Source organism: Mesorhizobium sp. P2_C7 (assembly GCF_056404515.1).
Genome location: NZ_JBFUDW010000009.1, coordinates 239664 through 265594, shown reverse-complemented (window position 1 = coordinate 265594; position 25931 = coordinate 239664). Strand labels below are relative to the sequence as shown.

Genomic DNA, 25931 nt, shown 5'->3' with positions numbered 1-25931 from the left:
AATGCCGGGGGCATTCAGGGCAATAAAAGGTCCGAAGGGTGGGCGAGATACTATTGTGTGCATCAGCGGTTGCTTTGGAGGATAGTTTGGCCGCAGATGAAGCCCCATGTCATGTACGGGCCGATGGTGGTACCGACCTGGCTCGGCGTCCGCGCACCGGTCGGACTGGCCATCACGTTGCCGGCGCAGTAAAGCCCCGGAATGACGGTGCCGTCCGCGCGGAGCGCCTGACCCCGGGCATTTGTGCGCACGCCGCCCTTGGTACCGAGCAAGGAGGGTCTGAACCGGTAGGCGACGTAAGGCGGAGTATCGATCTCATCCATCAGCCCCACGCTCGCCGCAAGCTTTCTCTCGTAGGTATTCGAAGTCCCGCGCTCGAAATCAAGATCCCGTCCGGTGCGCGCGAACCCGTTGAAGCGCTCCACCGTTTGCTTCAGGGTTTGAACTGGCAGTCCGGTTCGCTCAGCCAATTCCTCTATCGACGACGCTTTCAGAAGCCAATCACGTTTGTACCGGCGAAACCACCGGATCAACGGCGTCCGTTTAACCATGGGCCAGTGGCTTATCACCCAAGCGGGCTGGTGGATGAGCTCTCCCGCCTCGTCTCTGTCCATGATACGATCGTACACCCAGAACTCGTACTCGCTCGCAAAACGTCGTCCGGATCTGTCCACGATGATAGCGTCAGGCTCCGCGTGTATTCTCAATGGAAGTCCGTGTAGCTTGCCCTCATATTTGACCGGTGGCTGGATGACGATATTGCCCTGATCCATGTGGGCGAAGGCCGCGCCTACGGCCTGCGCCATTTTGTGGCCATCGCCCTCGTTGCTGCTCGGCGAGCTCCTGAAGTCTATTTCGCTGGGGAAGTAGGTGGCCAGCATCTCTGCATCCCATTCGAAACCACCCGTCGCCAGCACCACGGCGCTGCGCGCCTCAAAGGTATGAAGCGCACCGTACCGCTCCACCTGAACGCCCGTCACCACGCCGGCGTCATCGGTTTTGAGCTTCGTCGCGCGGGCGGACAGTTCTATCAGGCAGCCTTGGTCCAGGCAGCCCTTGAGCAGGCCGATGATCAAGCCGTTTCCCTGGGCCATTGAGTCCGACAACCACCGCCGGAACAGCAGGGGCAGCGATTGAAGCATGCCGAGGATCGGACGGCGGTCCAGTCTTGCGTCCATGGTTTCCTGGAAGGTGAGCCTCTGCGGCAAGGTGGACCGCCGTACTCGGCCGCGCCACCAACCGAGAATCGCTTTGCTAAGGGGTTCAACCGCCAGAATTCGGCTCGATTTTGCGCCTTCGCACTCCTCGAAAGGGTCCGGCACTCGAGTAAGGCTGAACCTCAGCGGACTGTAGGCCTCGACCAGCTTGAGCATCTGCGGACCGTTTTCGATCTGGCTTTTCCACAGCTCGTCTTCCGTTTCCTGCCATCCTTTGGGAGAGGCGGCCCGCATATAGGCGAGAGCCTCGGCGAAGCTGTCCGACAGACCGGCCCGTTCGGCGTAGTGATTGACCGGAAGCCAGGTCATTCCACCCGACATGGCACTCGTTCCGCCTAACATATCCGTCTTCTCGATTATACGAACGGTCTTTCCTGCAACAGCCACGGTCAACGCTGCCGTAAGGGCGGCAGCGCCGGAGCCGACCACAATCACGTCGGTGACGGTACTTTCCGGCACGACAGGGTCCGCAAAATAGACGTTCGTCAGGCCATACATGCACGCTCCTTGCCGGTTGCGAGCTCCAACACGCTGTGGGACTGGCCTTGCCGAGCCTCACACGATGGTGCGAGCTCTATCGATCGGTGGATCGAAGGAAGGCTTCCAGGATTTCCCAATATCTTTGCGGGCGCGTGTTGGGAAAAAAATGACCGCCGTTCATTATCTCCAACCTGGCGCCTTTGATGAGAGCCGCGATCTCGCGGGATTGATATTCGGCAGCGAGCATGTCGTCCGACGCACCGATCACCAAACTGGGCAGTTCGACGCTGCGTAATTCTTCTCGCCGATCGAACTTGTAGGGTGCCCTCATCCGGGCGGACAAGACCTCATCCGCCATGCTTTGGGTGATATTCTGAATACGACCCATAAGATCGTAATTCGGATCAAGGACGTCGCCACCGGGCATCGCAAGGATCGCAGAAAGATGGCCACAAGTCACCGTGCCGGCCGCGTCGAGCACGCGTTGCCGCAGGTCGTTTATGAATTCCATATATCTGTCGAAAGCGCAGAACGTCCCGCTGAAGACCGCCGCCTCAAAAAGCTCGGGATGATCGAGCACCAGGCACTGGGCGATGACCCCCCCCATCGAATGTCCCACTACGGTGACCTTGCTGGCTTCCGCGTCGGCGAGAATGTCGATTGCATCTCCGACAATTTCCTGGAGGGTGTGTACGCCTTCCCGCGCGCGATTGGCGCCGCAGCCTCGCTGGTCGAAGCTCAGGACCGTGAAGCGTTCTGCCAGTTTGGGCCGATGGGCGTTCCAGAAGTTTGCATGCCCGCCGAGGCCCGTCACAAGCAAGATCGTCCGGGCGCCGGTTCCTTCACGATTGTAAGCCAGTACCATTGTTCGATCTCGCCGTGTCGTTGGGACTTCTGACCTGATCGCTGCGCGAATCAGGCCCGCTGGGTATCGATCACCTTCTTTTCGATCAGCTGGCCGATCTGATCCTGGGAATAGCCGTACTCCGCCAAAATCTCTTCGGAGTGCTGTCCCAACAACGGCGGCGGCTTCAACGCGATTTGTGGAAATTCTGAGGACTTGATCGCGTTACCCACCGTACGAAGAAGTCCGTGTTTGGGATGATCGAGCTCAATGAGGATATTGTTTTCCTTCACTTGAGGATGCTTAAGCGTTTCGCCAAGCGGGAGCACCGGACTGCACAGAATATCTACCCTGTCGAGCCGCGCCAGGCACTCTTCTGTCGTGAACTTGCTGAACCCCTCGCTCATGCGCCGTCTGTATTCGGTTCTGTTCGCCATCTGCTGTGCCAGCGTAGCGAATTCGGGATCGGTCGTGATGTCGGGTATTTCCAGGGCTCGGCAGACATCAGAAACCGGATTTGGCCTAAGCACCGCTATGACCGCAACAAATCCGTCGGATGCGGCGAAAATGTCCATGGGGTCTGACTCGAGCGGATTGAAGTCGTGGCCCGTGCGAAGCTTCTGCGTGACCTCCTGCTGCTGCATGACCAGAAATACGTCGAGCAGGTTGATCTCGATTTTCTGCCCCCGACCCGCTCGTTCACGATGAAGGAGTGCCAGAAGAACGCTTTGGACGAGGATCATTCCAGCGGAGAAGTCCGCCGCCGAAACAGGAAACAGCTGCGGCTTTCCGCTTGGATCCTTGTTGTCGTGCGCGACGCCGGCGAGAGCCTGGGCCACGAAGTCCATCCCGCCCTTCTGCGACAGAGGACCGGTCGTGCCAAACCCCGAGCCCTCGACGTAGATGATCCGATCGTTGTCCTTACGGATATCCTCATAACCCAATCCAAGACGCTCGATGACGCCCGGCCGGAAATTATGGACGAAGACATCGGACTCTCTGGCGATCTTCCGGAGGATTTCCCTACCCTCCTCGGTCTTCATGTCGAGTGCCAAACTTCTCTTGTTTCGGTTCATAGCCATGAAGTTGGAGCTCTCGTCGCCCTTGTTCGGGCGATGACGGTCGATCGCCCGACTGATGTCCCCCAGACCGGGTTTCTCGATCTTGATGATATCGGCGCCGAAATCGCCAAGCACTTGGGTGCCACACGGCCCAAACATGATCTGGGACAGATCACAGATGCGAATGCCGTCTAATGGAAGTGCCATGGAGTTATCCCTTTTAAGACTGCGGATGACGATGCTCAACTCGGAACTCAGATGCCGGGGATGATAAACCCGTACTTGTCTACGAGAAGCTTTTCCGTCGTTGGATTGCGAGGGATGGCCGTTGGCCTTTCCGCGCCGGGAAGCTTACGCACTCCCGTCTCCCTTAAGGCCCCCTCAACACTGGGGGGCAGAAAGACGCCGCCATATTTCAGCGGTTCCGTACCGTTATTGACGAAGTGGTGCATCAGGGTCGGGGGCAAAACGATCAAATCGCCCTCGGCGATCGGGTATGCGACATCGCCCAAAATTGCGAGGCCCTTACCGTGGGTAACGATCACGATCTCCTCGGACATCACGTGACCGTGGTGCCGAACGTTGGCGCCAGGCTCCAGGAGCTGCGATGCCGCGCAGAAATAGGTCAGAGGCAAAGCAGGTGCAGCAATCATGATGCTGACGTAACCCAGGCTGGGTGCAGCCTGCCAATACTCTTCCCCCTCATCGTCCTGCACGATGATAAAATGACCGTCAAAGTCGCCGTCCGCGGCGTCGCCATCTTCGACGCCCAACATAGCTGCCGACTCCTTCGAAGCCTCGGCGCCCTTTCCACCCACCGGGAAGAGATCAAAACGAGAGTCCGGGCCGGGGGGGAAGGAGATCACGGAGAGGCGAAGCGGCTCTTCGCCCTCCTGCTCCACTTTCACGGCGACGCCGCGGCCCCAGAACATGAATGTGCCCTTGGAGACCGCGTGCTGCTTGCCGCCGCAGAACACCCGACCTTTCCCGGAAAAACAGATGACCAACCGTTCGTTCAGTTCATAGGCCCGCGAACGGAGGTGCCCGCCTTTCGGCAAATCCACACCCACGACAGCGAAGTGAGTGTATTTGTGACTAATTGGCGATACCTTTACCAGCGCCGAGCCACCGTCTTCGGAGCCGAGGCCCACCGGCGTCCCCTCGTTTGCTGCTACGAGTACTGCTTCAACTGGCGCCTTCGTGCTGACCTTAAACGGAACCGTATTCTGCATGGTGCTCCACTTGTCCTAGACGATGCTTTAAAATCTTGCCAAATCGACTTATCCGACCAGTCTCGCCGGGCGTCGCCGACTTTCAAATTTCCTCAACAAGGGCGCTTTCGCTACGCCTGACAGATAGAGAACAACGCTCGAAAAGAGCCGAACTTTTCCGCGCGCAGCTCTGCAGGTGCCGTGAATTACTTTCCGCCTGTTGCCGCAAAGGCAGGCCAAGAACACCATTTAACTCGGGCGGGAACAATGGTAAAATCCAATAAATAGCTGGACTTTTTGCTCAATGCCGCAGGCAATGGTCAGAGGCAGATCTGACCACCGACATCGAGATGCATTTGCATGTCGACTGGTATTATCAAAGGGTCGCTCCACTGAAGCGGGGCGTCGATCATGTGACGGGGGACGACATCGCGGCCGCCGACGTCGGGCGAATGACCGTGTTCAATCACATCCCCCGCAAGGAGGACATGTCTTCGATCGCGACGAAGTGGGCCGCGAAATCCTGCGCGAGCGGTTACGGCAGCGCGATCTCGGCATCGTTCATCGCCGAGCGCAGCCCCTTCGTCGAGTTTTCAGCTCAGGGCCAACGCTTCGTTGAACCGCTGGTCCGATCTCATTCGTCGGTTTTGATCGGCGGATCGCCAGCCGTCTTGTGCGAGCGGGAACTTTGCTTCGCCTGAGTGGGCACTTGCCATCGGAGAGCTGATCGGCCGCTTCGAACAGACCGGGAGGGTTGCTTTGCAGCGCAGGGTAGTTCAGCTCGTGTTTAAGCAGGGTATCGGCGAAAATCCTAAGCGTGGGGATTTCCTCCGGAGAAAAAGGGCGGCGCGCGAACCGGCTTCGGTGCTGACACCGACAGCCGCTCCCCTTTGACGATGGACTGGCTGTTGTTCATTTCAATTGGCTTCCAACAAGGTCTGAACGAGTTTCTCGGCATTGCGGAGCGCCAGCGCCGCAATGGTGCTGGTGGGGTTTGCCGCGCCCCCGGTGACGAAGATGCTTCCGTCCGAGATAGTCAGGTTCGGCACGTCGTGCGCCCTACCGTATTCATCCACAACGGACGTTTTGGGGTCGCTTCCCATCCTGGCGGTCCCGAGAAGATGACCGGGCTCCCCTTGCAGGTCATTTATCTCGATGGTTTTCTTAGCTCCGGCGGCCCGGTGGATCTCGGACATACGAGCCACGGTAAAGTCACGGATCTTCAGCGTGTTCTCGCTATATCGATAGCTTATTTTAGGTGCCGGAATGCCGTCACTATCGCGAAGACTGGGGTCGAGGGTGACTCGGTTACTTTCCTCGGGAAGGTCATCTATGTTCGCCGCCCAGAAAATCGCGTTTCTCGCGTCACGGATAACTTGATGGAAACTCGGGCCCCACAAATCCTCGAAAGGCAGAAGTCTGTGCGGGTCCACGCCGTTGAACAGCAATCCCGGCGTGGGGCAGGCATGCATCTTGCTGCCGCGCACGAAACCCCGCAAGCGATCCGTTTCATAGAATTGCATGGAACTGGCCGCGGAACCCGCCGGCCCGCGCCACGATTCGAGTTCTTCGTCGTAGTATCCAATGACGGCGCAGTTCGGGTGCAGCATCAGGTTCTTGCCGACGAGACCCGACGAATTGGCCAGTCCTTGGGGATGACGTTCGCTTGCCGACAGCAGGAGCAGCCTCGGGGTGCCGATGCCGTTGGCGCAGACGACGACCTGTTTGGCCTTGGTATGGCGTTCTTCACCCTTGGAAATCCACGTGGCGCCGGTCGCCGCGCCGCCCGCGTCGGTGGTGATTTTGGACACGCGCGCGCCGGTGACCAATTTGGCACCGGCCTTGATGGCACTGGGCCAGTAAGCCAGATCAAAGGATGCCTTAGCTCCCTCGGGGCAGCCCTGGGTGCAGGTGCCCCAACGGGCACAGGCGGCAAGGGAGCCGATCTTTTGACTAGGGATCGCGTTTGCATGGGGCCACCAGTGCCACTGCAGTGCATTCATCGCTTCGGCAGCCTTCCTGCCGAACTTTCCCAGAGGCAGCGGGGGCATCTTGGGAGCGTAGCCCTCAGGATAGGCGGGATCACCCTCCAGTCCGGATACCCCGATGAAGTCGTCCACCTTGTCATGGAAAGGAGAGAGGGTTTCGTAGCTTATCGGCCAGTCGCTCGCTACCCCGTCCAACGTGCGCACGCGAAAGTCGGAAGGGGCGAGGCGTGCCCAAAGGGCGCTGAAATGAATGGTGGATCCGCCTACGGCGCTGTACATTGAAGGGGCGAGGTCGGTGTCGGACACCTCCAGCGGGTAGTCCGCAGGATTACGGCGGCGGTTGGGCTCGGCCTGCCAGTGGCCACGCGCCACCAACTCCCACATATCGAAGTTTGCCGGATAGTCCGACGGAAGTGCGTAGTCGCCCTGCTCAAGGCATATGACCTTGAAGCCGGCGCCGGCCACCGCATGCGCGGTGATGGCACCGGAGGGCCCGGCGCCGATGATCAGCACGTCATAGGTATCGTCGTCAGCACTTGTCACGTTCATGGTTGCCTCGCCTGTGCATTTTGAAATTTGCTTACGCCCCGCGCGGCGCGTTCGGCCACGGGTATGACTGCGCGTCGTGAAAGTCGGCTCCCGCCAAGGCGGCGGCGCCCTCGACCCTGATAAGGCACTCGGCGTTTTGGCATATCAAGTCCGTGAAACCTGTGCAGCGGGGCGGCACGCGAAGACCCCGTCATGGCTGCCCCGCTCTCACGTTTGAAGGCGCTGCTCGCTACGACCGCGATGTCAATGTCCTCGGCCTTGCCCGAGGAAAAACACGGAAGCGGGCGACCGTCGGCGAATGAAAATCTCGCGCCGAGCCTCTTCGAGGGTGCTGTGAACCGGCCGTTGATGAAATGTCCGTATAAGGGCGGCGGGTTCAATGAGCTCAGCGAATTCACGAAGGATTCCTCCCGCAAAAATACTGCTTTAATCGGTGATGAACCGGACGAATTCCTGAGGAGCGGTCGCGCCGACTTCCTGGCCGACGTGGAGGCTAGTACGATCCGTCACCATGATGCAATGGCAGCCCCAGAGGCGAGATAAACGTTTGTGAGCTGGCCGAGGAGCCCGATGAGCTCGACGACAGTTCTGGTCGAGAACGATTTGCGGAGCGCTGGCGCCCAGGTGGCGAGAGCGTCTCTTCAGGGGATGCATTTCAGTGCGCGTCTCAAGCAAAAAACAATCGCGACACTGTATCTCCGAAAAAGTGTGCGACGACATATCCTGTGTCGCGACATGCTCACCATCCATTGCCGGCAACAATGGTAAAATCCAGCTAAGGCTTGGACAATGTGCTCAAGAGCCTCCACGCCCCGGCCCGACGCGGAGCGGGGGTGCCGGTGGAGATGGTGTCGCCGGATGCCGCGACATGAACTGGTTGAGATGGGTCCAGATGTCTAGGAGCTATTGGGTGGAAGCGCGCGAAAATCGATCGGGCTCGGGCGACAAATTGTCCAGCCGCATCAGGAAGCCTGATATACGTCTGCAGTCATAACCAACGTTCCCGATCCAGCCGCTCTATAGCAATTGGGCGGGTCCAAATACATCCACATGTCAGCACCCGACGCGCAGATAGCCTCCATTGCAGGCCGGCCTCACCTGAATATCGGCACACCCTAGTAAGGCAGCCCGACATAATTCTCGGCAAGCGCGGTCGACGCCGCTTGCGAATGCACGAGATAGTCGAGCTCGGCTTCCTGGATGCGCTGGCCGAAGTCGCCGGTGTCGGGGAAGCGGTGCAGCATCGTCGTCATCCACCAGGAAAAGCGCACCGCCTTCCAGACTCGCGCCAGCGCCCTGGCCGAATAGGCGTCGAGCCCGCCCAGTGATTTGTCCAGATAGAATTCACGCAGCCCGGCAAAGAGATAGCGCACGTCGCTGGCGGCGAGGTTGAGCCCTTTGGCGCCGGTCGGCGGCACGATATGGGCGGCGTCGCCAACAAGGAACAGCCGGCCGAAGCGCAGCGGCTCGGCAACGAAGGAGCGCAGCGGTGCGATCGATTTCTCGAAGGACGGTCCGGTGGTGACCGCGGCCGCTGTCTGCTGCGGCAGGYGGCGGCGCAGCTCATCCCAGAAGCGGTCGTCCGACCACGCCTCTACCCGCTCGTCGGCCGGGACCTGCACATAGTAGCGGCTGCGACGCGTCGAGCGCATCGAACACAGCGCAAAGCCGCGCTCGTGATTGGCGTAGACCAGTTCGTGATCGGCCGGCGGCACTTCGGCCAGCACGCCGAGCCAGCCGAACGGATAGGTTCGCTCGAACGTCTTCAGAGCCCGTTCCGGCGCCGATTTGCGACTGACGCCGTGGTAACCGTCGCAGCCGGCGATGAAGTCGCAGTCGATGCGGTGGCTGGCGCCATCCTTGTCGTAAGTGACGTAAGGCGCCTCGCCGTCGAAACCGTGCAGCGCGACATTGGCCGCCTCGTAGACAGTAGTCAGCCCCGCCGCATCGCGCTTGTCCATCAGATCATGCGTCACTTCGGTCTGGCCGTAGACGGTGACATGCCTGCCGCCAGTCAAAGCCTCGAGGTCGATGCGGTGCAGGCCGTCGTTGAAAGCCAGCGAGAAGCCTGTGTGCGGCAGCCCCTCGGCGCGCAGCCGTGCCGCGGCGCCCGCCTCCTGCAGCAATTCCACCGTGCCCTGCTCGAGCACACCGGCGCGCACGCGGGAAAGCACATGCTCGCGGCTCGAACGCTCGAGGATGACGGTTTCGACACCGATGCCGGCCAGCAGCTGTCCGAGCAACAGGCCGGACGGTCCCGAACCGACGATGACGACTTGTGTACGCATCAGTGCCCCAGGTTTTCGATCTGCGCGGCCAGTTCGGCGGCCAGCCGCAATGACGCGGCGGTGGCGACGACCATCTGCGGCAGCAGCAGCCATTCCAGCGTCCAGGCCGCGCCCGAGCGCTCCTGCTCATGCACCAGCGCCTGATGCATGCCGGAAAGCTGCGTGGCGTTGAAGCGGGCGAGCGCCACCAGCGCTTCGGCCTTCACCGGGTTCTGCTTGTGCGGCATTGCCGACGAGCCGCCACCGCCCGATAGCGCGATTTCGGTGCCCCTTTGCGCCATCAGCGCAATGTCCTGGCCGAACTTGCCGAGGCTGCCGGTCACCAGCGACAGCCAGCCGGCAAAATCCGCAAGGGTGTCGCGCTGGCACTGCCATTGCGGCGCATCGGCAAGGCCGAGTTTTGCGGCAAATGCGGCACGCACGGCCGGCCCCTTGCCGCCAAGCTTTTCCAGCGTGCCGGCGGCACCGCCGAACTGAACCACAAGCAGACGTGCGGACTGGTCCGACAATCTTTGCTGATGACGCAGCAGCGGCGCCAGCCATGTGGCTACGCGATCCAGCGCTCGAATAGGGATCGCCGGCCGCATCCGCGTCATTCCGGTCAGCGCCCTGCCCCCGAAACGCTCATCGAGCGCCGAAAGGCGCACGATGTTTTCGGTCAGCAGCAGACTGAGATGCTCGACCACAGACTTCAGCCGCAGCACCAGCGCCGTATCGATGACATCCTGGCTGGTGGCGCCGAAATGAACGGAAGCGCCGTGCGGTTCGCCGACCGCCGCCCTGATCTGGCGCACCAGTTCCGGAACCATGACGCCATCCTTCGCCACGCCGGCACGTAGCAAGCCTGTGTCCGGCCTGAACGAGTTCAGCGCCGCAACGATCGCTGCGGCGGCGTCCCTGCCGACAATACCGTTGTCGGCCTCCGCCTCCGCCAGCGCGCCCTCAAATGCCAACGCCGCGGCGATTTCTGCTTCGACAGAAAAATGCCTGGCGGTCTCCTCGTTGCCGAGAAGGCTGGAAAGCAGCGGATGATCGAAAGGCGATACGGTCATGGTGCGGGTCAGCTGTCGAAGAAGACCGTCTCCTTGTCGCCCTGGAGATGGACGTCGAAGACGTAAGTGTTGTCCTGGCGCTCGGCGATCAGTGTCGGCACGCGAACGCGGTGCTCAATGAGCGCCAGGATAGGATCCTGCGCATTGGCCTGCGCCTCATCGGAAAAATACAGCCGCGTCTGCAGGCCGATGTTGATGCCACGAGCGACGATCCAAAGGCTGACATGCGGCGCCATCAGTCGCCCGTCCTGGTACGGCACGCGGCCGGGCTTGATCGTTTCGAAATCGCACAGGCCCGTTTCCATGTCGGTCGGGCAGCGGCCCCAGCCCTGGAAATTCGGATCGGCGGCACCGCGCAATTCGGCGGGCGAATTGTACAGCCCGTCCGCATCCGCTTGCCAGATCTCGATCAACGCATCCTTGAGCGGCGTGCCGGTGCCGTCGAGCACCCGGATCTTGAGACCGATTCGCTCGCCCTTGGTCTTGTCGTTGACCATGGTAGCGCCGAGGTCGGCCGCATAGACGCCGCTAATGCCGCAGAAATTCGGCGTCAGCCCGATATGGACGTAGGGTCCGGCGGTCTGCGAAGGACTTTCCTTGAGCCGGTCGAGCGACTGCGCCATCAGTTGCCCTCCGGCCGGTTTTCGAACACCGACGAGCGCCGCCCGCGCAGCACGATGTCGAACTTGTAGGCGAGCGCATCCATCGGGATCGTCGCCTGCGTGTCGAGGCTGGCCGTCAGCGCCTCGATGGCCGCCTTGTCGGCGATGCCGCGCACGATCGGGCATCTCCAGATCAGCGGGTCGCCCTCAAAGTACATCTGCGTGATCAGCCGCTGCGCGAAGCCATGGCCGAACACCGAGAAATGGATGTGTGCCGGGCGCCAGTCATTGGGGCCATTCGGCCAGGGATAGGGGCCGGGCTTGACCGTGCGAAAGGCATAGCTGCCGTCCTCGCCGGTGATGGTGCGGCCGCAACCGCCGAAATTCGGGTCGAGTGCCGCCAGATAGCCGTCCTTCTTGTGGCGGTAGCGGCCGCCGGCATTGGCCTGCCAGAATTCGAGCAGCACGCCGGGAACGCCGATGCCGCGCTCGTCGAGCACGCGTCCGTAGACGATGATGCGCTCGCCGATGGCGCTCTCGCCCGGCCTGGCGAAATTATGGATCAGGTCGGCGTCGAGTTCGCCGAGCATGGCGTGGCCGAACACCGGACCTGCGATCTCCGACAGCGTGTTGTCGAACGACAGCAGCGCCTTCTGCGGTGAGCGCATCACCGAACTCTTGTAGCCTGGCGTCAGTGCCGGCGGATGCCATGTCCGGTCGCGCTGGAAGAAGGCGCCGGTCTCCGGCGTCCGGTTCGAACCGGGGTTAGCGGGCATGGACATTCTGGTTTTCGTCCATTTCCGAAAATACCCCCTTGGCGATCTTGAAGGCGCGGTTGGCCGCCGGTACGCCGGCATAGATCCCGACATGCAGGAACGCTTCGCAGATATCGTCGCGTGACGCCCCGGTGTTGGCGGTGGCGCGCACATGCATGGCGACCTCTTCATCGTGACCGAGCGCCGCCAGCAGCGCCAACGTCACGATCGAGCGCTCGCGTCTGGACAGACCAGGTCGCGCCCACACGGTTCCCCAAGCCGCCTCGGTGATCAGGCTCTGGAAAGGCCGGTCGAAATCGGTGGCGGCATTCGCGGCTCGGTCGACATGGCGGTCGCCGAGCACGGACCGACGGATTGCGAGGCCACTGCGATATCTGGCTGAGTTGCCGGGGACTTCATCCATGGGTTTCTGCTCCAGGGGCAAGTGATGCGACAAAATCGCGGATCAAGGCGGTCAGTGCTTCAGGCTGTTCGACGCAGGGAATGTGTCCGGCTTCGCGGATGATCTCGAAGCGCGCACCGGGGATCATCTCGGCCAACGAGCGAACAAGATCGGGAGGCGTGGAGCCATCCTGGTCGCCAGCGACGCAGAGCGTCGGTATGGCGATGCGGTGTGTCGCGTGGGTGAAATCAGCGTCGCGGACCGCCATGCAGGTTTTGACATAGCCAGGCAGCGCCTGCCTGGTCAGCATGTTGCGGTAACCAGCAAGGTCGGCAGCGCGCGCGTCACGGAAATTCGGCGTGAACCACACTTTCATTATGCCGTCTGCGATCGCCTCGATGCCGTCGCGCTCGACGGCCGAAATTCGCGTGTTCCAGCTCTCGGCCGTGCCGATCTTGTGTGCCGTGTCGCACAGGATCAAGCCTTCGACCATGTCAGGGTGCCTGATATAAAACCCTTGCGCGATCAGGCCGCCGACCGACAGGCCGCACAGCACGACCTTGTCCAGCCCGAAATGATCTATGAGGTGCGAGAGATCATCGACATGATCGTCGATCGACCTGATGTCGCTGTTATCGGAGAGCCCGTGGCCGCGCTTGTCGTAGACCAGCAGCGGCATTTCCCCGTCCAGGTTCGACAGGATCTGGTCCCAGATGCGGAAATCGGTGCCGAGCGAATTGATGAACACGATCGGCCCCGCGTTGCCAGCCGCCTTGATGTGGCGATGGTGCAGCGTGATGCCGCCGATGGTGTCAAATGGCACGACTTCGGTCCTCCTCCCCACAGTGCACAAACGCGATGCCGGTTTCCGCCCGGTCTCCCTAGGCGGCCCTCCGTTTTCGGCCACCCTGGATACTCGGTGGAGCCCGCAGGACATGCTTCACGGATGTATTGAAGCGTCGACAATCGACAACCAAAGGTTGCGTAAGACGTAGCCATTCAATCCATGCCTGAGTTGAAGAAATCACTTTCGCTCAAAGCGGGCAATGGTAATATCCAACATCATGTTGGACATTCTCCTCATTCCTGCAATGCTGGAGTTTGAGATTTGAGAGGTGAATCGCGATGCAGAAAACAACGAAGCCGCGTGTAAATGGCTCAAGCCGCGCGCCAGCCTATTCTCTCTACGGCGAGAGCCCTGAGTTTGGTCGATCAATCTTCTCAAATGCAGAGTCGATTCTCGTTAGAAGCAACAACCTAATGTCAAATATCGACTTGCATGTGCATGTCGATTTGTATCAATTCGTCTATATTTCCGAGGGACGATCGACGCTTATATATCCAGACGGACAGCATCATTTTGGCAGCAATAGCCTTGTTATGATCCCACCGAATATGGAGCATGGTTTCTACTCATACATCGATACGAAGACGTTTGGCCATGTAATAACAATTAGCACTGCGTATTTTGATCGACTAGCTCAGAAGGGATTTCTCGCCAGTGACTTGGTCAAACATATAACCATCATCGAACAGATCGAAAGAGATCGAAATCCCGAGGTTTTGACTGCAATAGAACGCGTTATATACGAGCACAGCACGGAGACATATCCCTATATCATAGCGCGAGAAGCAGCAGTCCTTTCTTTTATGGTTGAATTTCTAAGGATTGTTGCTGAAAGGAACGTGCTTCAGTTCGGCGTTAAAACGAGCGATACCACCGATCCAGCAGGGAAAAGTAAGATTGAAATATTGTCGCAACTTATCGACAGATATTATAAAACTCATAAAAATGTGCAATTTTATGCTGACCGAATGAACATGTCGTTTTCAAATCTAAATAAGGTCTCCGTTCAAGCAACCGGTAAAACGGTACACTCAAATATAAAGGCGCGCAGTTTGGAGCAGGCTCGTTCGTATTTAGCGAATACAAACTTGAGCGTAAAGGAAATTTCTTTTACGCTCGGGTATGATGATGCGGCTTACTTCACTCGATTTTTCACTACGAACACCGGCCTATCGCCAATCGCGTTTCGTCGGCTGGCAACCAAAGGCCCGATCGCCGAACAAGCCCTGCCCGTCGATCAGATTTAAGCGTCGAGGGAGGGTGCAGATACCACCCGAAGCCGAACCTCGACGTTTCAAGGTGGTGACCGACGCTGGCAGCCGAGGTTCGATGGATGACAGGGGCTTCAGCTTGCCAAGCAGCCGCTCCTGGACCCGACGCGAATGTCAGGCGCCGCGGCAGACTCTATTATACGGCGAGCGAGCGAGACTTTCCCGTGGATGCGAGGCTCGTATCCATCGCTCTTTCCAGACTTTTGCTAAGCAGTCATGCGCGTCTTGAAAGAAGTCCAGCACGTTTCTATCGAAGCCCTTTTTCCAGCTCCGGTAGGGCCTCGAAGAGGTCAGCGACGAGACCGTAGTCGGCGACCTGGAAGATCGGGGCATCCTCATCCTTATTGATGGCGACGATGACCTTCGAATCCTTCATGCCGGCGAGGTGCTGGATGGCACCCGAGATGCCGCAGGCGATGTAGAGTTCCGGGGCGACGACCTTGCCGGTCTGGCCGACCTGCCAGTCGTTCGGCGCGTAGCCCGCATCGACCGCCGCGCGCGAAGCGCCGACGGCGGCACCGAGCTTGTCGGCGACGGGAAGGATGATTTCCCGGAACTTTTCCGCGGAGCCGAGTGCACGGCCGCCGGAAATAATGATTTTGGCGGAGGTCAGTTCAGGTCGGTCGGATGTTGACAGTTCATCCTTGACGAATGCCGAGAGAGAAGAAGAAAGAGCTGCCGTTGAGATTTTCTCAACGGCAGCAAGGGGGCCTTGGGAGGCTGGGGGAAATGAAGCCGTACGCACGGTTATGACCTTCTTGGCGCCGGCTACTTGCACGGTCTGGATGGCATTGCCGGCGTAGATCGGACGCTTGAAGGTATCGGCCGAAACGACTTCGATGATCTCCGAGATCTGCGCGACGTCGAGCAGGGCCGCCACGCGCGGAAGTACGTTCTTGCCGACCGAGGTGGCGGCCGAGATGATGGTATCGTAAGTGCTGGCGAGCGAGACGATGAGGGCTGCCAAGGGCTCCGCGAGATTGTTGGCAAGATCGTCGCCCTCGGCAAGCAGTACCTTCGAAACGCCGGATAGCTTTGCAGCTGCATCGGCGGCAGCCTTGGCGCCCTTGCCGGCAACCAGCACATGCACATCGCCGCCGATCTTGGAAGCGGCTGTCAGCGCCTTTGCGGTCAGGTCGGACAGGGTGGCGTTGTCGTGATCAGCCAGAAGAAGAATAGGCATGATGAAATCTCGTTTTCGGGACCTTAGAGGACGCCGGCTTCGTTTTTCAGCTTGTCGATGAGTTCGGCAACCGACTTGACCTTGATGCCGGCCTTGCGGCCACCCGGCTCCTCCGTCTTCAGAACCTTGAGGCGGGCTGCAGTATCGATGCCGAAATCGGCTGGCGACTTCTTGTCGAGCGGCTTCTTCTTGGCCTTCATAATGTTGGGCAGCGAGGCGTAACGTGGTTCGTTCAGGCGCAGGTCAGTCGTGACAACCGCCGGCATCTTGATGTCGATCGTCTGCAGGCCGCCATCGACTTCTCGGGTCACGGTTGCCTTGCCATCGCCGATCTCGATCTTCGAGGCGAAGGTCGCCTGGGCCCAACCGAGGAGGGCGGCCAGCATCTGGCCAGTCTGGTTCGAGTCGTCGTCGATCGCTTGCTTGCCGACAATGATCAGGCCAGGCTTTTCGGCATCGGCGATACCCCTGAGGATCTTGGCAACCGCCAACGGCTCCACCTGATCTTCGGTCTCGACCAGGATTGCCCGGTCGGCGCCCATGGCGAGCGCGGTGCGCAGTGTCTCCTCGGCCTTGGGCGGGCCGATCGACACGACAACCACTTCGTCGGCCTTGCCGGCTTCCTTCAGACGAAGCGCTTCTTCGACCGAAATCTCGTCGAACGGGTTCATCGACATCTTCACGTTGGTCAGATCGACGCCCGAGCCATCCGGCTTGACGCGGATCTTTACGTTGTAGTCAACTACCCGCTTGACGGGGACCAATATCTTCATTGAGTTCCCTCAATACTTTCTTGCGCACTGAAAGCTTCGCCCGATGACGTACTCGATCGACAAGGACAAGCCGAGCTGGCTAAACATCGATCGCTCTAAAGTGCCGAACAATGGCTTCTTCGATGCTTAAAGCCGCCAACCAGGATGTTTTTGGGTTATCAGGCAAGGGCTTGTTTTGAAGCTCAATCGAGAAACTGCCAAAGGCACCTGTCGCCTCCACTCGATGGAGGTTCGTAGTCGCGTCAGGGTCTGCAATGAGTACGACGCTGGTTGCCTCGAAGCCGATGCCAGCGAGGGCGACCGCAGCGGTCACATTGGCGTTTTTGGGATAAAGTCGTGCAGCCTGCTCTGCATTGCCTTTATATATTACTGTCGGCTGGCTAAGAGACGCCAAGTCAACTGCATCCGCTGCCGGTGTACCCGTCCAGGCGTTGGGCGGTTTGGTTCCGGTATATGCGACGGAGCTTAGTCCCGCGCTTCTTGCGGATCTCAGGACATCAAGACCCCCAATGGCACCTGACACTGCAGTTAGGCGACTAGCTCCCTTTGTCGCGGCGGCTTCAAGGCTGTCCAGCAGCGTCTTGTCACTCAGACTGCCCACGGAAACGATGATGGTGTCGATTCCTTTTCGCAACAACGCGGGAACGAAGTCACGGACAGCGTCGTGACTCGCGCATTCAACAACGAGTGAGGGATGCCAGTCGATCAGTTCCGCAACATCATTGAAGAGCCTCACCCCGCCCAGTTCGCTCGGCGCTGGGGCGAACTCCCTAGGAACCAGCGTCGCTGCAACTTCAAAATGATTGCCAGACCTGCGAAACGACGCCTGCAAGCTGCGTACCATCGCTCCAAAACCAATAACCGCGATGCGCCTTCTATCGTTTGGCAAAACAGATCCTCCGAAGAATTACGCGATGGTGTGGGCAAGGATTGGTAGACGTCGGCCCAGCTTCACGTAGGTCTGCTTGGTCTCCATGTATTCATGAAGCGCGTCCAGGCCGTTCTCACGGCCGAAACCGCTTTGCTTGACGCCACCTTGCGGCAGCTGCACGGCCCCCTCCAGATAGGTGTTGGCAAAAACGGTCCCTGATTTCAGCTTCCGCGTGGTCAGAAGAACCTTGTCGATGTCCTTGCTCCACACGCCGTTTGCCAACCCATATTCGGTGAGATTGGCAAGGTTAATTGCCTCTTCCAGGCTTTTGAACCTTGTGACGCATAGAACCGGTCCAAATATCTCCTCTCGGAAAACTCGCATGTCTGCCGTGACTTCAGTCAGGATTGTCGGACCAATGAAATAGCCGTCATCGTACTCCTGGCCGCGAAGACGCTGTCCGCCACAAATCACGACAGCCCCTTCCTTTTGGCCTTCTGCAATATAAGCCAGGACTTTGTGCATGTGGCTTTCGTGAATAAGCGCACTCATGTCGGCCTGCTCATCCGTCGGATGGCCGACATTGATCAGCTTGGCACGCTCCGCAAGTTTCGACACGAAGTCATCGGCAATGCTGTCCTCAATGATCAAGCGCGCTCCGGCTGCGCAGACCTCACCCTGATTGAAGACAAAGCCAAAAAGGATGCCATCCAGTGCGGCGTCGAGATCCGCATCGGCAAACACGATGTTCGCACCTTTTCCTCCAAGCTCCAACGCAACGCGTTTTACGCTCTCGCCACATTTTGCGCCGATCCGCCGTCCGACGGCAGTGGATCCGGTGAACGAGATCATCGAAACATCCGGGTGGCCGGTGAGAGCTTCACCCACGATCGCACCGTTGCCTGTCACAACGTTGATAACACCCGGAGGAATACCGGCTTTCGTCGCCAGCTTCGCGATTTCCAGGGCGGTGCTGGAGGTCAGTTCCGATGGCTTGATAACCACAGTGCAGCCGGCAGCGAGCGCGTAGGGAAGTTTCTGGAAAAGGCAGACCAGGGGAAAGTTCCACGGTACGATCATTCCAACGACCCCGGACGGTTCTTTCGTGACGAGACCAAGTACTCCAGGACCCAACTGCGTATGCGCTTCACCTTTCGCCGTGATGGCAAGCGAGGCCGCAAAACGGGTCATTTCAACAACCATTGCCAGTTCATGGACGGACATCTTTATTGCTTTAGATGCCTCTTCCGCCTCCATCTGGACGAGATGGTCGGCATGGTCAGCGATCAGGTCGGCAAATTTATTGAGCAACTTGGCGCGGGCGGAGCCGGTGAGATCCGCCCAGTCCTCGCGATGGAATGCTCTGACCGCTGCCGAGACGGCGTCATCAACATCTTTCGGCGTGCCGGCCGAAAAGCGGGCAAGCAGTGATCCGTTCACCGGTGAATGTCGGTCGATCAAAGTTTGTGAGGGATCAGACAGCACGCCGTCGATAAAGTGGCCGTAAATACGGGGCAAAAGATGGGATTGAGTCTGCAGCAAGATGGGCCTCCATCGGAAATCGATTCCAGTAAGTCATCGTCAGAGGTCGGAATGCCGGCTGCCTCGACAACCTGCCTGAATGCATCCCGCCGAGAACAGAAAGCGCTGCTAGTTGGCTATAACACGCACGAATTCGGGCGGGGCGTACACGCCAACCACATCACCCACCTGCCGATTGCATCGATCTGTGACCGCAATGAAACGGGTTTCTCCCGCCGTCAGATATACGTTGGTGGTTTGACCCAATGGTTCGACAAAATCCACGACCGCACGCGCGGAGCCGGAAAAACCTGGTTGGACAAGCTTCAAATGTTCAGGTCGAATGCCGGCGCTGAACTGACCTGTTGAATCCAGTCTACCCGCGATCAAAGCCTGCTCGTCATCAGGAATAGAGTCGACAAATTCTTGTATCTGACAGGTCGGACGACCTGGCGTCTTCAGAGATGCAGCAAAAAGGTTCATAGGTGGCGATCCCATAAAGTCCGCCACAAAGCGCGTCAGGGGCCTGTCATAGATCTCTAGCGGTGATCCGACCTGTACCATGTCGCCTCTCCGCATAACCGCTATGCGATCGGCCATGGACATAGCCTCGATCTGGTCGTGGGTTACATAGATAGTCGTGATCCCGAGGTCGGCGACAAGCTTCTTGATCTCAGTCCTCATGACTGCGCGAAGCTTAGCGTCAAGATTCGAAAGCGGCTCATCCATAAGGAAGACCTTGGGATTTCGAACCAGAGCTCGAGCAAGCGAAACGCGCTGCCGTTGACCACCGGAAAGCTGAAAGGGCTTGCGGCTAAGGTAATCGGCAATCCCGAGCCTACCGGCCGTTTCCTCGACCTTTCTGCGGCGATCGGCCTGTGGCACTTTACGAATCTTCAACGGAAACGCGATGTTCTCGAAAACCGTCATGTTCGGGTATAGCCCATAGTCTTGGAATGCCATCGCGATGTCGCGATGGCGGGGCTCTGCAAAGGTCACGTCCTTGCCATTAATATGAATGGAGCCGGATGTAGGCAATTCTAGCCCTGCGACCATTCGCAGTGTGGTCGTTTTCCCGCAGCCTGACTCGCCCAGCATGACAAAAAACTCACCATCGGCAATATCAACCGACACTCCATTGACGACGGTAACGGCGCCGAACCGCTTTTGCACGTTCCTGATCTGAATGCCCACGATAATCTCCTCTAGCCCTTTACCGCGCCTAGCGTCAGGCCGCGAACAAGATAGCGTTGCATCAGCAGAACAAGCACGACGACAGGCAGTGACATGATGACCCCCGCCGCTGAGGCCATGCCCCACGCGATGGATTTTGCGTTCAAAGTATTAGCCGCTATGACCGGCAGCGTTTTGGCCGCATTCGATGTCAGCATCGACGCCAAGAGAAACTCGTTCCAGGCAAACATGAAAACGATGACCATGGTAGCGGCCAGCCCCGGCAGAAGCAGGGGCAACATCACTCGCCAAAATGCTTCAAGCCTTGAACAACCGTCGATCAACGCGGCTTCTTCGATTGACTGCGGAATGTCCTGAATGAAGACGCGCATGACCCAAACCACAAAAGGGAGACCGGAAATGGCATATGCGGCGATAAGCAACCAGTAAGTATCGAAAACACCAACCCAGCGAGCCAGGATGAACATCGGAACAACGCTGACGATCGGCGGCAACATGCGGATTGATAAAACTTCGAACGCGATCAACTGTTTGTTTCTTATATCGAATCGTGCCAGCGCATAGGCAGCAAGCGTTCCGCAGACCATTGCCAGACATGTGGACAAGCCTACTATGACTGCGCTATTGATGAACATTTTCATTATGCCAAGTTCTTCGACCAGCTTGACATAGTTTTGCAGACTCGGAGCGAAAACCCATACCGGCGGGTACGCTGTAATACTCTGGTCGCTTTTCAAAGAGGCAGTGACCATCCAAAAAATTGGGAAAGCAAAAAACGCTGTGGCAAGAAGCGCCAGCATGTAGACAAGGATCATCTTGGAGAAGCGGCGAATAGGGGCTCGATGTACGGACATTGACAACTCCTACCGGCCTTCTTTTTCGGAAATGATGCGTGTGAAACCGGAGAGCTTCGTAAAGATCAAAATAATGACAGTCAGGATCACGAGGGTAATCCACGACAATGCGGAGCCGTAGCCAAGATCAAAAACTCGGAAGTTTACTCTCTGCAGATAAACGCTAACGAGGTCGGTTGCGAAATCGGGGCCGCCTCGTGTCATAATGAATGCAGCGTCGTATGTCCGGAAAGCATCCACGATGCGCAGGAGGGTTGCGATAACGATGACCGGCCTGAGGAGCGGCAAGGTTATCGAGAAAAATACCCTTATGGCACCCGCCCCGTCGATCGCGGCAGCCTCAAACGGACTCTTTGGCAACGAAGAAATGCCGGCAAAGACGATAAGAAACATAAAGGGCGTCCATTGCCAAATATCCACGAGAACAATTGACAAGAGCGCGGTGCTTGATGAGGAAGTCCAAAGCTGCGGCTGCAAGCCTATGACGGTTAGAATGTAGTTGAGCACTCCGAGATCCGGCATCATCATGACACGCCACACGATCCCGACCGCGATTGGCGTAATCAACATCGGAATCAATATGATCGTGCGTAACAAGAAGAATCCGGGATAACGCATATTGAAGAGCAGGGACAACAGTACAGCGAGTATCAGTGACGACGTCACACTCAGTGTGACGAAAACAAAAGTGAGCCCCAAGGCATGCCAATATTGCAGATCAAAAAATGCCTTAGCGTAGTTTCCCAGGCCTACAAAGCGAGCAATGCCGCCGTGCGAGGGGTTGTAGTCCGTCAGTGAAATGTAAAGCGAATACACCATCGGGAAAAAACCGACGACGTTCATCAGAACGAAAGCTGGCGTGAGAAGCAACAAGCCGGCGCGGCGCTCCCCTGCCCTCTGCGCCTTATCGCCACCCACTTTTGCCATTGAAATTGAATCCGTCATGCTCACGACGATTCCCCGTACACGAGAGGAATGACCTCCAGGGGCCATTCCTCTATACATTTTGTGCGAAGTTAGCGGATAACACCCTGCACGCGAACTTCGGCGTCCTTCATCGCTTGTTCAGGGGTCTTTCTGCCGAGGACGGCGGCTAAAATTTCTTCGTATAAAACGCGCTGCACTTCAACCGCGTTCGGAGCTCGATAAGGGGTCAACGCGATCGTAGTGGTCCCTCGCCTCTTGAAATCCTCGTACACATTCAGAGACGGAATTTTTGCCCGCACTGCCGGATCGTCAAGTTGCGACTTCAGCACAAGATTTGTCTCGCCGTTCTCCAGAAAGAGCCTGTAGCCCTCGCCCTTCAGCATCCAATCCAGGAATTTGTAAGCTTCGCTCGGATTATTCGAAAAGGCACTGACAGCCAGCGAAAGGCCACCGGTCATTTGCTGCTGGTATTTCTCACTTGGAACGGCTGCATATCCAATTTTGCCCTTCAATGGGCCGTTCTCCATGCCAGCGAACACATCCGACCAGCTGATGAACATCGCGGCTTTTCCCTGCGAGAAAAGCGAGACGCCATCAGGATAATCGAGACCTTCGGCACCTTTCGGCGCAAACGGGAGCACTTCCTTAATTCGCTCGATGGCCCTTGCACCCTGGCCTTCCGAATTGAACACCGGCCGGAGCGCGCTGTCCAGCACGCCATCGTCATCCGGGCCTAGCTTTGTCATGCTCATCAGTCGGGTCGCCCAGTCCCCCGACATGTGAGCGTCCTGGCCGCCGAGCAGCAAGATATTGCCAGCAACTTCATCGGTGTGAAGCGCCTCAGCGCATTTTCGATAATCGTCCCAGTTCGTGGGGACCGAAAGACCTTTGGCCTCGAACAAATCCTTTCTATAGACGAAGATCGGAGTCGAAAGCGTCATCGGTATGCCGAAACTTTTGCCGTCATACTGCAGATATTTCAAAGACGCCGGGGCGACGTTTTCGTACTTCAAGGCCGGAAGTGATGGATCATCAGCCTTGATGTCATCAACCGCTTTCACCCACTTGTTGACAAGAAACTGATGAGAAAACATATTGTCCAAGACTAAGAGATCGTAGGTCGAGGAACCTTGCGACATCTCAACCAGGAGCTTTTCATAGTGCTCGTTTTGAGGATTTTCTTCGGCTGTGATTTCCGCATCGGTATAAACCTTCGGGATCACCTTTGCCAGGACGTCGCAAAAAAGCAGATTTGTATTCAGAATGTTGAGGCTTTTGCCGCTAGCGGCACGCGCTCCAGACGAACTGAGATTATAGGCAGCGAACAGCGCAGCAGCAGCCTTCAAGGCCGTTCGGCGGCTCATTTCCCAATGATTGATACCGTTAGACATGTATGCCTCCACCATTGTTCCCGTATGGTTTATGACTGTCGTGACATTCCTGTGCGAGCCAGGTTGGCGCCGTCTTCTGCGGCTACCATCTGAAATGCAGCGCCGCTATCGCGGCTATTTCCGTTGCTCCATGTGTACTGGCCGTCCCGGAAGCTTGCGTCACCGCAGCCTGATCGACGTAACCATGCAGCCTGCTATCAGACAATGGTAAAATCCAACAAAACATTGGACTAAGTGCTTCTGCCGCGTCACCCACGGGTCGACGCCCGAATCCTTCTTACCCAGACGGCGGATCGTCTCGGAGGAAACCAACATGCCGGGTTCCTGCGGCATTCCGCCGGCTCAGCGGGAGCTGAAACTACAGCCAGATCGCGTCGGCAATGATCTCTGCAGGAAAGACGGTGGCGCTTGTAGCTGACAGCGGGCGTATGCATGCTGCGCGTCTGGTGGCGAAAATCCTGGAGCTTGGTTTGTGTCGCGAGCTGCCGCAGTGAGCTTCGTGAACCAGGCCTGCTTCCCCGGGCCTTTCGATTTTCAGAGAGGACGCGCTGCCATTCCTCGTCACTGCATTCGGCGACCGGCCAATATGTGACGATGCCAGTGCTGTTAACAAGAATGCCGGTCCGCCCGTAGTCACTGCTCAATTCAGCCGACACTGGCCAACGTGAGTTCAACGGCGGTGCTAAGGCTTCTCCTTGAGCGAAGACCAGGCGAGCTCCTACGATAGACCTAAGCGGTCTTGTGCCTGAAACCATGGGAAAATGTAACGCGCGGCGCGGGATTTGATGGGCCAGTAAGCAATATCTCGCCTACGCTCCACAAGTGCCACCGGTACGTCCTCCAACGCTGCTTTCCCAGCTGCGAACTCACCCAGAAGCCGACCGAGGTTTTGAGCTAGATTGAGACCGCGGGTCGAAAACCCGACGAGGGAGAAGACGGTGGCTCCAAGCCGTAAGACATGGGGGAGGTGTGATTCAGACATCGCGCAAAACCCCTCCCAGTAGGCCTCCAGGGCGACGTCTTGCTCCGATAACTGCGGGTAGAGGAGTTTCAGTCGGGTGCGGGCGTGACTTTCACCGTAGCGTCTGCTGTTGCCAAGTGCGAACACCGCCCCTCCCGTGATTAACCGGCCCTCGGCATCTAGCCTGCCGAAACCGCCAGACTTACGGCGATCTGAAAAGCACATCTGGGTCTTCAAGATAGATGCCCGAAGCTCTTTGCGCAGCGGCTTGGTTGCAACCTGATAAAGATTAACAGGGATTGCAGAGCGCTGTACTTCTTTAAAGACATCCCCAGTGTAGCCGCCGGTGGCGATAAGGATGATGCTCGCTTTCACCCGCAATTCGCCGCAAACCGCGACCGGCAGGGTGGTCGTTTGTTCGATGCTCTGGATTGAAGTATTCTCAAAAATACGAACACCCGCCTTCATCGCCACCCTTGCAAGGCCCAGCGCCAAGCCGTAGGGGTTGACCGAGCCGCCGGTCGGGTTCGACCAGCCACCGATATAGCCAACGGCGCCAAGGAGGTCGTGGGTGTCAGCGGCGGAGTGCCACTGGACCGGCGCTCCGAGAGCCTTCCATTCTTCATAGGCGCGCCGAACTTTTGGCAGTGAGTGTTGTGAGTGCGCCGGCTGCATCCAGCCATTTTGCGCAGACGAGCAGTTGATTTGAAATTCAGCTGCTTGCTGGAAAACCATGTCCGAGCCGGCTACGACCAGTTCGCAAAGAGCCTGCGCTTTCTTCGCACCAAGGATCGACGCAACGTCTGAAGGTGTCATCGTCCCCGGGAAATGTGGGATGCTATTGCCGCCATTTCTTCCGGATGCACCCGCGCCCACAGTTCGCGCATCGACAAGAACAACGCTGGCACCATGGCGGGCTGCATGGATTGCGGCGCTCAGACCACAAAACCCGCCTCCAATCACCAAAACGTCGGCAACTTGGTCTTCTTCCAATGTGGGGAAGCGGATGATCGGCTCGGCGAGGGTCTTGCTCCAAATAACCGATTGCATCGACGGATCGATTGGGCCCGCTATGGACATCATAAGATCCTCTGGCCATTCAAGATGGTGCAGCGCTCTTCAACAATGGCGTGATGAACTGGGGCTCTATGAGGCGCTCGATACCGCGCGGGCCCATATCCTACTTTTTCACCTCAATCGACGCGTACGAAGATTGGCCCCCGTTCGATCACTGGGTCTAGAATACCGGTTGAGAGTTCGTCTGCGGCATCGAAAAGACCAGGAGGGTTTCGGTGTGGTGCGGGGTATTGCAGTTCGGCTTTCATCTCATCGGAATATAAATATGCACCTGCGAGCAACGTAGAGAGGAGATAAAAGGTCTCGTTGTCCTGCGCCTCCAATTCACGAAGCCGGTCCCACATCTGTTCCGAAGGTATCGCCGACAGCTCGCCGAGGATTGCCGTCAGTGTTGCGAAGTGTTTGTCGAGGATTGCCGCCGCGCGGGTGACGAGACCTTCGAATTTTGCGAGGCCGCTACCGGACGGATTTCCGTTAGCGGCCGGTATCAAAGTGTCGGCAACAACCCGCAGCGTTTGCATTTCCAGGTCGGTGAAGTTGCGAGGAGGAGCCTGCCGGGGCATGGAAACGGAAAGGCGCTCATTTGTGTGGGCTTGCTGAACAGTAACCAT

The 25931-nt window shown here is 58.0% G+C and carries 24 protein-coding genes; 3 read left to right on the top strand and 21 right to left on the bottom strand.

Annotated features, from left to right (window positions below; genetic code table 11):
- Window positions 1-62: 62 nt before the first annotated feature.
- The 4 genes from AC1D2G_RS20570 to AC1D2G_RS20555 all read right to left on the bottom strand — a co-directional run bounded on the left by AC1D2G_RS20570 (window position 63) and on the right by AC1D2G_RS20555 (window position 4834).
- Window positions 63-1715: an FAD-dependent oxidoreductase gene (locus AC1D2G_RS20570; RefSeq protein ID WP_477416240.1), complete on the bottom strand. Its 1653-nt coding sequence runs from the start codon at window positions 1713-1715 to the stop codon at window positions 63-65.
- 76 nt (window positions 1716-1791) lie between these two features.
- The gene (locus tag AC1D2G_RS20565) at window positions 1792-2562 is read right to left on the bottom strand and encodes an alpha/beta fold hydrolase (protein ID WP_477416238.1); all 771 of its coding nucleotides are present in this window, start codon (window positions 2560-2562) and stop codon (window positions 1792-1794) included.
- Between the two features lie 50 nt (window positions 2563-2612).
- Window positions 2613-3848, bottom strand: a complete 1236-nt coding sequence (locus AC1D2G_RS20560; RefSeq protein WP_477416236.1) for a CaiB/BaiF CoA transferase family protein — start codon at window positions 3846-3848, stop codon at window positions 2613-2615.
- A gap of 8 nt (window positions 3849-3856) precedes the next feature.
- On the bottom strand, window positions 3857-4834 hold the full coding sequence (locus AC1D2G_RS20555; protein WP_284276501.1) for a cupin domain-containing protein: 978 nt from the start codon (window positions 4832-4834) through the stop codon (window positions 3857-3859).
- 329 nt (window positions 4835-5163) lie between these two features.
- Between AC1D2G_RS20555 and AC1D2G_RS20550 the strand changes: the two genes are divergently transcribed.
- Complete coding sequence (locus tag AC1D2G_RS20550) at window positions 5164-5514, top strand: hypothetical protein (protein ID WP_477416234.1); 351 nt, start codon at window positions 5164-5166, stop codon at window positions 5512-5514.
- A 216-nt stretch (window positions 5515-5730) separates the two neighbouring features.
- Here AC1D2G_RS20550 and AC1D2G_RS20545 read toward each other — a convergent pair whose 3' ends face one another.
- Window positions 5731-7350, bottom strand: a complete 1620-nt coding sequence (locus AC1D2G_RS20545; RefSeq protein ID WP_477416232.1) for a GMC family oxidoreductase — start codon at window positions 7348-7350, stop codon at window positions 5731-5733.
- A 192-nt stretch (window positions 7351-7542) separates the two neighbouring features.
- Here AC1D2G_RS20545 and AC1D2G_RS20540 point away from each other — a divergent pair, with 192 nt between their 5' ends.
- A complete protein-coding gene (locus AC1D2G_RS20540; protein ID WP_477416230.1) occupies window positions 7543-7893 on the top strand; it encodes a hypothetical protein in 351 nt (116 codons plus the stop codon).
- A gap of 572 nt (window positions 7894-8465) precedes the next feature.
- Here the strand turns inward: AC1D2G_RS20540 and pobA are convergent.
- The 6 genes from pobA to pcaD are packed head-to-tail and all read right to left on the bottom strand — an operon-like array spanning window position 8466 to window position 13273.
- On the bottom strand, window positions 8466-9638 hold the full coding sequence (gene pobA / locus AC1D2G_RS20535; RefSeq protein ID WP_477416228.1) for a 4-hydroxybenzoate 3-monooxygenase: 1173 nt from the start codon (window positions 9636-9638) through the stop codon (window positions 8466-8468).
- Window positions 9638-10690: a 3-carboxy-cis,cis-muconate cycloisomerase gene (locus AC1D2G_RS20530; protein ID WP_477416226.1), complete on the bottom strand. Its 1053-nt coding sequence runs from the start codon at window positions 10688-10690 to the stop codon at window positions 9638-9640. The genes pobA and AC1D2G_RS20530 overlap by 1 nt, the downstream gene beginning before the upstream one ends.
- A gap of 8 nt (window positions 10691-10698) precedes the next feature.
- Entirely contained in the window at window positions 10699-11313 is a 615-nt protein-coding gene (gene pcaG, locus AC1D2G_RS20525; RefSeq protein ID WP_477416224.1) for a protocatechuate 3,4-dioxygenase subunit alpha, read from the bottom strand.
- On the bottom strand, window positions 11313-12068 hold the full coding sequence (gene pcaH, locus AC1D2G_RS20520) for a protocatechuate 3,4-dioxygenase subunit beta (protein WP_477416315.1): 756 nt from the start codon (window positions 12066-12068) through the stop codon (window positions 11313-11315). Before pcaH ends, pcaG begins: the two co-directional genes overlap by 1 nt.
- Window positions 12058-12471, bottom strand: coding sequence for a 4-carboxymuconolactone decarboxylase (gene pcaC, locus AC1D2G_RS20515; protein WP_477416222.1), 414 nt, complete (start codon window positions 12469-12471; stop codon window positions 12058-12060). The genes pcaH and pcaC overlap by 11 nt, the downstream gene beginning before the upstream one ends.
- The gene (gene pcaD, locus AC1D2G_RS20510) at window positions 12464-13273 is read right to left on the bottom strand and encodes a 3-oxoadipate enol-lactonase (protein WP_477416220.1); all 810 of its coding nucleotides are present in this window, start codon (window positions 13271-13273) and stop codon (window positions 12464-12466) included. The genes pcaC and pcaD overlap by 8 nt, the downstream gene beginning before the upstream one ends.
- Before the next feature lie 302 nt (window positions 13274-13575).
- Here pcaD and AC1D2G_RS20505 point away from each other — a divergent pair, with 302 nt between their 5' ends.
- On the top strand, window positions 13576-14544 hold the full coding sequence (locus tag AC1D2G_RS20505) for a helix-turn-helix domain-containing protein (protein ID WP_477416218.1): 969 nt from the start codon (window positions 13576-13578) through the stop codon (window positions 14542-14544).
- Window positions 14545-14815: 271 nt separating this feature from the next.
- Here the strand turns inward: AC1D2G_RS20505 and AC1D2G_RS20500 are convergent, their stop codons facing one another.
- The 10 genes from AC1D2G_RS20500 to AC1D2G_RS20455 all read right to left on the bottom strand — a co-directional run bounded on the left by AC1D2G_RS20500 (window position 14816) and on the right by AC1D2G_RS20455 (window position 25931).
- Complete coding sequence (locus AC1D2G_RS20500; RefSeq protein WP_477416216.1) at window positions 14816-15751, bottom strand: electron transfer flavoprotein subunit alpha/FixB family protein; 936 nt, start codon at window positions 15749-15751, stop codon at window positions 14816-14818.
- Between the two features lie 23 nt (window positions 15752-15774).
- Window positions 15775-16524 (bottom strand): electron transfer flavoprotein subunit beta/FixA family protein, encoded by a 750-nt coding sequence (locus tag AC1D2G_RS20495; protein WP_477416214.1) that lies wholly within the window; start codon window positions 16522-16524, stop codon window positions 15775-15777.
- Window positions 16525-16603: 79 nt separating this feature from the next.
- Entirely contained in the window at window positions 16604-17413 is an 810-nt protein-coding gene (locus AC1D2G_RS20490; protein ID WP_477416212.1) for an aspartate dehydrogenase, read from the bottom strand.
- Window positions 17414-17431: 18 nt separating this feature from the next.
- Window positions 17432-18937 carry an aldehyde dehydrogenase family protein gene (locus AC1D2G_RS20485; RefSeq protein WP_477416210.1) on the bottom strand — a complete coding sequence of 502 codons (1506 nt, stop codon included), beginning with the start codon at window positions 18935-18937 and terminating at the stop codon, window positions 17432-17434.
- A 108-nt stretch (window positions 18938-19045) separates the two neighbouring features.
- On the bottom strand, window positions 19046-20110 hold the full coding sequence (locus AC1D2G_RS20480; protein ID WP_477416208.1) for an ABC transporter ATP-binding protein: 1065 nt from the start codon (window positions 20108-20110) through the stop codon (window positions 19046-19048).
- Window positions 20111-20121: 11 nt separating this feature from the next.
- Entirely contained in the window at window positions 20122-20964 is an 843-nt protein-coding gene (locus tag AC1D2G_RS20475; RefSeq protein ID WP_477416206.1) for a carbohydrate ABC transporter permease, read from the bottom strand.
- 9 nt (window positions 20965-20973) lie between these two features.
- Window positions 20974-21909, bottom strand: coding sequence for a carbohydrate ABC transporter permease (locus AC1D2G_RS20470; protein WP_477416313.1), 936 nt, complete (start codon window positions 21907-21909; stop codon window positions 20974-20976).
- Window positions 21910-21980: 71 nt separating this feature from the next.
- Window positions 21981-23282, bottom strand: coding sequence for an ABC transporter substrate-binding protein (locus AC1D2G_RS20465; RefSeq protein WP_477416204.1), 1302 nt, complete (start codon window positions 23280-23282; stop codon window positions 21981-21983).
- A gap of 718 nt (window positions 23283-24000) precedes the next feature.
- Complete coding sequence (locus AC1D2G_RS20460) at window positions 24001-25323, bottom strand: NAD(P)/FAD-dependent oxidoreductase (protein WP_477416202.1); 1323 nt, start codon at window positions 25321-25323, stop codon at window positions 24001-24003.
- 113 nt (window positions 25324-25436) lie between these two features.
- Complete coding sequence (locus AC1D2G_RS20455; protein WP_477416200.1) at window positions 25437-25931, bottom strand: hypothetical protein; 495 nt, start codon at window positions 25929-25931, stop codon at window positions 25437-25439.

Coding starts and splice junctions, on each gene's coding strand:
- AC1D2G_RS20570 (WP_477416240.1), bottom strand. CDS start 1,715: ATGTATGGCCTGACGAACGTCTATTTTGCGGACCCTGTCGTGCCGGAA.
- AC1D2G_RS20565 (WP_477416238.1), bottom strand. CDS start 2,562: ATGGTACTGGCTTACAATCGTGAAGGAACCGGCGCCCGGACGATCTTG.
- AC1D2G_RS20555 (WP_284276501.1), bottom strand. CDS start 4,834: ATGCAGAATACGGTTCCGTTTAAGGTCAGCACGAAGGCGCCAGTTGAA.
- AC1D2G_RS20550 (WP_477416234.1), top strand. CDS start 5,164: ATGCATTTGCATGTCGACTGGTATTATCAAAGGGTCGCTCCACTGAAG.
- AC1D2G_RS20545 (WP_477416232.1), bottom strand. CDS start 7,350: ATGAACGTGACAAGTGCTGACGACGATACCTATGACGTGCTGATCATC.
- AC1D2G_RS20540 (WP_477416230.1), top strand. CDS start 7,543: ATGGCTGCCCCGCTCTCACGTTTGAAGGCGCTGCTCGCTACGACCGCG.
- AC1D2G_RS20530 (WP_477416226.1), bottom strand. CDS start 10,690: ATGACCGTATCGCCTTTCGATCATCCGCTGCTTTCCAGCCTTCTCGGC.
- pcaG (WP_477416224.1), bottom strand. CDS start 11,313: ATGGCGCAGTCGCTCGACCGGCTCAAGGAAAGTCCTTCGCAGACCGCC.
- pcaH (WP_477416315.1), bottom strand. CDS start 12,068: ATGCCCGCTAACCCCGGTTCGAACCGGACGCCGGAGACCGGCGCCTTC.
- pcaC (WP_477416222.1), bottom strand. CDS start 12,471: ATGGATGAAGTCCCCGGCAACTCAGCCAGATATCGCAGTGGCCTCGCA.
- AC1D2G_RS20505 (WP_477416218.1), top strand. CDS start 13,576: ATGCAGAAAACAACGAAGCCGCGTGTAAATGGCTCAAGCCGCGCGCCA.
- AC1D2G_RS20500 (WP_477416216.1), bottom strand. CDS start 15,751: ATGCCTATTCTTCTTCTGGCTGATCACGACAACGCCACCCTGTCCGAC.
- AC1D2G_RS20495 (WP_477416214.1), bottom strand. CDS start 16,524: ATGAAGATATTGGTCCCCGTCAAGCGGGTAGTTGACTACAACGTAAAG.
- AC1D2G_RS20475 (WP_477416206.1), bottom strand. CDS start 20,964: ATGTCCGTACATCGAGCCCCTATTCGCCGCTTCTCCAAGATGATCCTT.
- AC1D2G_RS20470 (WP_477416313.1), bottom strand. CDS start 21,909: ATGACGGATTCAATTTCAATGGCAAAAGTGGGTGGCGATAAGGCGCAG.
- AC1D2G_RS20465 (WP_477416204.1), bottom strand. CDS start 23,282: ATGTCTAACGGTATCAATCATTGGGAAATGAGCCGCCGAACGGCCTTG.
- AC1D2G_RS20460 (WP_477416202.1), bottom strand. CDS start 25,323: ATGTCCATAGCGGGCCCAATCGATCCGTCGATGCAATCGGTTATTTGG.
- AC1D2G_RS20455 (WP_477416200.1), bottom strand. CDS start 25,931: ATGGTTACTGTTCAGCAAGCCCACACAAATGAGCGCCTTTCCGTTTCC.